Origin of the sequence: Dokdonella sp. (assembly GCF_036518555.1) — a bacterium.
Lineage (GTDB): Bacteria > Pseudomonadota > Gammaproteobacteria > Xanthomonadales > Rhodanobacteraceae > Dokdonella_A.
Genome location: NZ_DATDMY010000083.1, coordinates 1 through 5,612, shown reverse-complemented (window position 1 = coordinate 5,612; position 5,612 = coordinate 1). Strand labels below are relative to the sequence as shown.

4 protein-coding genes are annotated in these 5,612 nt (G+C 68.2%); 1 reads left to right on the top strand and 3 read right to left on the bottom strand.

Translation table 11 applies throughout. The annotated features are described in order from the left end of the window. Positions 1-8: 8 nt before the first annotated feature. The 3 genes from VI238_RS05255 to VI238_RS05245 all read right to left on the bottom strand — a co-directional run bounded on the left by VI238_RS05255 (position 9) and on the right by VI238_RS05245 (position 3,560). Positions 9-359, bottom strand: a complete 351-nt coding sequence (locus VI238_RS05255) for an MFS transporter (RefSeq protein WP_331649187.1) — start codon at positions 357-359, stop codon at positions 9-11. A 33-nt stretch (positions 360-392) separates the two neighbouring features. After that, positions 393-2,054 carry an MFS transporter gene (locus VI238_RS05250; protein WP_331649185.1) on the bottom strand — a complete coding sequence of 554 codons (1,662 nt, stop codon included), beginning with the start codon at positions 2,052-2,054 and terminating at the stop codon, positions 393-395. A gap of 126 nt (positions 2,055-2,180) precedes the next feature. Continuing rightward, positions 2,181-3,560, bottom strand: coding sequence for a hypothetical protein (locus VI238_RS05245; RefSeq protein WP_331649183.1), 1,380 nt, complete (start codon positions 3,558-3,560; stop codon positions 2,181-2,183). 237 nt (positions 3,561-3,797) lie between these two features. Here VI238_RS05245 and acs point away from each other — a divergent pair. Further along, positions 3,798-5,612, top strand: a 1,815-nt coding sequence (gene acs / locus VI238_RS05240; RefSeq protein WP_331649181.1) for an acetate--CoA ligase, incomplete at its 3' end; no start/stop codon positions are given.

The following is a 5,612-nucleotide window of genomic DNA, read 5'->3' as shown; positions in this document are numbered from 1 at the left end:
GCGGAGGGCTAGTCGTGCTCGAGCTTCCGTTCGTGCGTCTCGGGCATGAACAGCGAACCGATCACGGCGGTCACGATCGCGATGACGATCGGGTACCAGAGGCCGTAGTAGATGTCGCCGGTGGCCGCGACCATGGCGAAGGCGATGGTCGGCAGGAAGCCGCCGAACCAGCCGTTGCCGATGTGGTACGGCAGCGACATCGACGTGTACCGGATGCGGGCCGGGAAGAGCTCCACGAGCCACGCGGCGATCGCCCGACCCAGCCCCGCATTCGCAGGTGCCGAAAAAAAAACCTTCCCCGTCGCCGGGGAAGGTTGCCATGCAAGGCGATCGCGCGATCGGGGGAGGGAGAGAGGGATGGAACGCGCGAATCGCCTTTCCCGAGCAGGGTTCTACTTCGAGATGTCGACGTCCTTCGTCTCGCGCAGGAACAGCGTGCCGATCACGAACGTCATCGCCGCGACGATCACCGGGTACCAGAGGCCGGAGTAGATGTCGCCGGTCGCGGCGACGATCGCGAACGCGGTCGTCGGCAGGAAGCCGCCGAACCAGCCGTTGCCGATGTGGTAGGGCAGGCTCATCGAGGTGTAGCGGATGCGCGTCGGGAACAGTTCGACGAGCCACGCGGCGATCGGCCCGTACACCATCGTCACGTAAAGCACGAGGATCGTGAGGATCAGCAGCAGCATGCCGTGGTTGACCTGCGCCGGATCGGCCTTGTCCGGGTAGCCGGCCGTCTTCAGCGCTTCCTTGAGCTGGCCGTTGAACGCGTCGGATTGCGTCTTGAACGCGGCCGCGTCGAGGCCGGTGCCGTTGAACGACGGGATCGTCGTCGCGCCGACCTTCACGCTCGCCGCGTCGGTGCCCGGCGTCGACTGGTTCGTGTACGGCACGCCGCCTTTCGCGAGCGCGCTCTTGATGATGTCGCACGCACTCGTGAAGGTCTTCTTGCCGATCGGGTCGAACTGGAACGAGCACCTGTCCGGGTCGGCGATGACGACGACCGGGCTCGACGTCGCTGCGGCTTCGATCGCGGGGTTGCCGTAGTGCGTGAGCGCCTTGAACAGCGGGAAATACGTCAGCACCGCGAGCAGGCAGCCGAGCATGATGATCGGCTTGCGCCCGATGCGGTCCGAGAGCGCGCCGAATACGACGAAGAACGGCGTGGCGATGAGCAGCGCGCCCGCGATCAGCAGGTTGGACGTGACCGAATCGATCTTGAGCACCTGGGTCAGGTAGAACAGCGCGTAGAACTGGCCGCAGTACCACACGACCGCCTGGCCCGCGGTCGCGCCGAGCAGCGCGAGCAGCACGATCTTTCCGTTGTCCCAGCGCCCGAACGATTCGGTGAGCGGCGCCTTCGAATGGCGGCCTTCGGCCTTCATCTGCTGGAACAGCGGCGACTCGTTGAGCTGCAGGCGGATGTAGACCGAAATGCCGAGCAGCAGCGCCGAGAGCACGAACGGGATGCGCCAGCCCCAGGTATCGAAGTCGGCGCCGAGCATCTTGCGGCAGGCGAGGATCACGAGCAGCGAAAGGAACAGGCCGAACGTCGCGGTGATCTGGATGAAGCTCGTGTACAGGCCGCGCTTGCCGTGCGGTGCGTGCTCGGCGACGTAGGTCGCGGCCCCGCCGTATTCGCCACCGAGCGCGAGGCCCTGCAGCAGGCGCAGTGCGATCAGCAGGATCGGCGCGGCGACGCCGATCGACGCATAGGTCGGCAGGACGCCGACGAGGAACGTCGACAGGCCCATGATCACGATCGTGATCAGGAACGTGTACTTGCGCCCGATCATGTCGCCGAGGCGACCGAAGATGATCGCGCCGAACGGGCGCACCGCGAAGCCCGCGGCGAACGCGAGCAGCGCGAAGATGAAGCCGCTGGTGGGATTGAGGCCGGAGAAGAACTGCTTGGCGATGATCGCGGCGAGCGATCCATACAGGTAGAAGTCGTACCACTCGAACACGGTGCCGACGCTCGAGGCGATGATCACGCGCTTGTGCCCGGTGGTCAGCGGAACGGCGGAAGGAGTGGTGGTCGCTGCGGTTGCCATGGTGTGGTCGCCCCCCAAGGTTGATGACGGCTGTCGCCGGCGAGGTGGATGATCGGCGCCTGCGCCGCGCGGATGGCGCCCGGCGCGCATGCGGCCCCGCGCGCGGATGCGCGCGGGGCCGGGCGATCAGAACGTGTACATCGCGCTCACGGCGATCTGGTTGCCGCTGGTCTCCTTGGTCGCATCGCCTGCGATCGACTTCAGCGTGTCGTGCAGGAACTCGAGGCCGAGCTGGTACGGCCCGCTCGCGTAGTGGAGGTTCAGGGCCGTCTGGCGGTTGCGCAGCAGCCCGCTCGCGCCATTGCCGGCCCACGCGATGACGTCGCCCGAATCGGGCTTCGCCGACGCGAAGAACGCGTTGACGCTCCAGTTCTTCGTGAAGCTGTAGCCGACCTGGAAATAGCCGCCGGTTTCCTGGATGTCGCCGAACTGCGACATCGCGCCGAAGATCGGGCCGAGACCCTTGCCGGTGTAGACGAGGCCCTTGAGGTTCCAAGGACCCGGCCGCCACGAGCCGCCGACTTCGACGCCGGTGCTCTTGAGCCCCGTCTTCACCGGCGTCGCGGCCGTGCCGTCGACGCCCTTGAGATCGATGTCGGCGTAGTGCGCCGCGACATAGGCGAGCCAGTTGGACCCTTCGGCGCGCAGACGCGCTTCGATCTGCGGGCGGAAGTCCGCGTTGCCGGACGTCAGGTGGTTGACCGCGGTGCCCTGGTTGTTCCAGCTGCCCTCGAACGCGCCGACGTCGAGGCGCCACTTCGTGCCCGTCGCGCCGTGGTTGAGGTCCTGCATCATCACGACACCCGGGTAGCGCCAGCCGATCAGGCCGGTGCCGTAACCGAGCGGGAACGCGATGTGCGCGAGCGAGGCGGGCAGGTTGTCGATCGGGAACATGAGGTCCCACTGCTGGCCCACGCGTACCTTCGTGCCCGAGTCCGCGCGCGCGATGTCGAGGTAGGCCTGGCGCAGGCGCGGCGTCGGTTGCGCGAGGCTGTACGCGCCGGTGCCGTTGTAGCCGCCGAAGAAGTCCATCTCGATCCGGCCGCCGCCGGTCCAGTCGTCGTTGAAACGCGCGCCCGTGATGTCGAGCCAGAAGCGCGTGTTGCGGATGTCGACGCCGCTGAGCGTGCCCTTCGAGCCGACCACGGGGAACTCGGCGTTCTGGCCGTTGCCGTAGGTGAACGACTTGTTCTGGCTGAACGCGGTCGCATTGACGAAGCCATGGAACGCGACGCTCATGCCCGGCGCGGTCGTGAACGCGGGCGTCTCCTTCTTCGCCTCCGCCGGCGGTGGCGGAGGCGGTGGCGCCTGCACCACCATCGGTGGCGCCTCGCGCTGTGCCTTGATCTGGTCCATCAGGACCTGCACCTGGTGTTCGAGCTCGCTGACGCGCTTCTCCAGCGCGTCCTCGCGCTTGGAAGCGGCCGACGCGACCGCCGGCAGCGCGAGCGCGCAGGCGAGCGCGAGTGCGCTGGTGCGCAAGCCGCGACGTAGCTGTGCATGCATGGTGACCGACCCCTCTGTGTTGGTGGAACCGCAGCGGTTCGACGTTCTCCCCTTGGCGAGCGCGGGCGCATCGCCAACCCCGGGTGCGATCGCACCAGGCCCGCCGAGCTTGCGCGCGGCGGCGATGCGCCCTCAATTCGCCAAAGGTCGCGACTCGACTAAAGTCGCAGGCGCACCGCCGGCCGCCGTGGCGCGGGCTACCATGGCGCCACGCGCATTCGCACCCGGAGAGAGCCGATGGCCAGCCTGCACCCCGTTTCCGCCGACTTCGCCGCGCGCGCGCGTATCGACGAGTCGGCGTACGAGCGCGACTACGCCGAGTCGGTGCGCGACCCGGACGCGTTCTGGGGCCGCATCGGCCGCCGCCTCGACTGGATCAAGCCGTATACGCAGGTCAAGGACGTCTCCTTCGACGCGCGCGACCTGCACATCCGCTGGTATGCCGACGGCGAGCTCAATCTCGCCGCGAACTGCCTCGACCGCCACCTCGCCGCGCGCGGCGACAAGACCGCGATCATCTGGGAGGGCGACGATCCCGCGCAGTCGCGGCGGATCAGCTATCGCGAGCTGCACGCCGAGGTCTGCAAGGCGGCGAACCTGCTCGCGAACCTCGGCGTCGGCAAGGGCGACCGCGTCGCGATCTACCTGCCGATGATCCCGGAGGCCGCGGTCGCGATGCTCGCCTGCGCGCGCATCGGCGCGGTGCATACGGTCGTGTTCGGCGGTTTCTCGCCCGATTCGCTCGCGGGCCGCATCGCCGACTCCGGCTGCACGCTCGTGATCACCGCCGACGAGGGCTTGCGCGGCGGCAAGAAGGTGCCGCTCAAGGTCAACGTCGACGAAGCGCTGCTGCGGCCCGGCACGAACAGCGTCGAGACCGTCCTCGTCGTGCGCAACACCGGCGGCGCGGTCGCGATGCAGGCGCCGCGCGACCGCTGGTGGCACTCGCTCGTCGCGGAGCAGCCGGCGACGCACGAGCCGGTCGCGATGAATGCGGAGGATCCGCTGTTCATCCTCTACACGTCCGGCAGCACCGGCAAACCGAAGGGCGTGCTGCACACGACCGGCGGTTACCTCGTCTATGTGAGCTACACGCACGAGTGCGTGTTCGACCTGCGCGAGGACGACGTCTACTGGTGCACCGCCGACGTGGGCTGGGTCACCGGCCACAGCTACCTCGTCTACGGCCCGCTCGCGAACGGCGCGACGACGCTGATGTTCGAAGGCGTGCCCAACTGGCCCGACACGAGTCGCTTCTGGCAGGTCGTCGACAAGCACCGGGTGACGCTGTTCTACACCGCGCCGACCGCGATCCGCGCGCTCATGCGCGAGGGCGAGGCCCCGGTGAAGAAGACCTCGCGCGCGAGCCTGCGCCTGCTCGGCACGGTCGGCGAGCCGATCAATCCGGAAGCGTGGGAGTGGTACTGGCGCGTGGTCGGCGACGGTCGCTGCCCGATCGTCGACACCTGGTGGCAGACCGAAACGGGCGGCATCCTCATCACGCCGCTGCCCGGCGCGATCGACCAGAAGCCGGGGTCGGCGACGAAGCCGTTCTTCGGCGTCCGGCCCGCGATCGTCGATGCCAACGGCGCGATCCTCGACGGCGCGACGGAAGGCAACCTCGTGATCACCGATTCGTGGCCGGGCCAGATGCGCACGGTCTACGGCGACCACCAGCGCTTCATCGACACCTACTTCCGCACCTATCCGGGCATGTACTTCACCGGCGACGGCGCGCGCCGCGACGAGGACGGCTACTACTGGATCACCGGCCGCGTCGACGACGTCATCAACGTGTCCGGCCACCGCCTCGGCACCGCCGAGGTCGAGAGCGCGCTGGTCGCGCACCCGAAGGTCGCCGAGGCCGCGGTGGTCGGCTATCCGCACGACATCAAGGGGCAGGGCATCTATGCCTACGTCACGCTCAAGAGCGGCGAGGCGCCGACCGACGACCTGCGCAAGGAACTCGTCACCTGGGTGCGCAAGGAGATCGGTCCGATCGCGACGCCGGACCAGCTGCAATGGGCGCCCGGCCTGCCGAAGACGCGTTCG

Excerpts from the sequence above, each read along its gene's own strand:
- VI238_RS05245 (WP_331649183.1), bottom strand. The coding sequence starts at position 3,560 with ATGCATGCACAGCTACGTCGCGGCTTGCGCACCAGCGCACTCGCGCTC.
- VI238_RS05250 (WP_331649185.1), bottom strand. The coding sequence starts at position 2,054 with ATGGCAACCGCAGCGACCACCACTCCTTCCGCCGTTCCGCTGACCACC.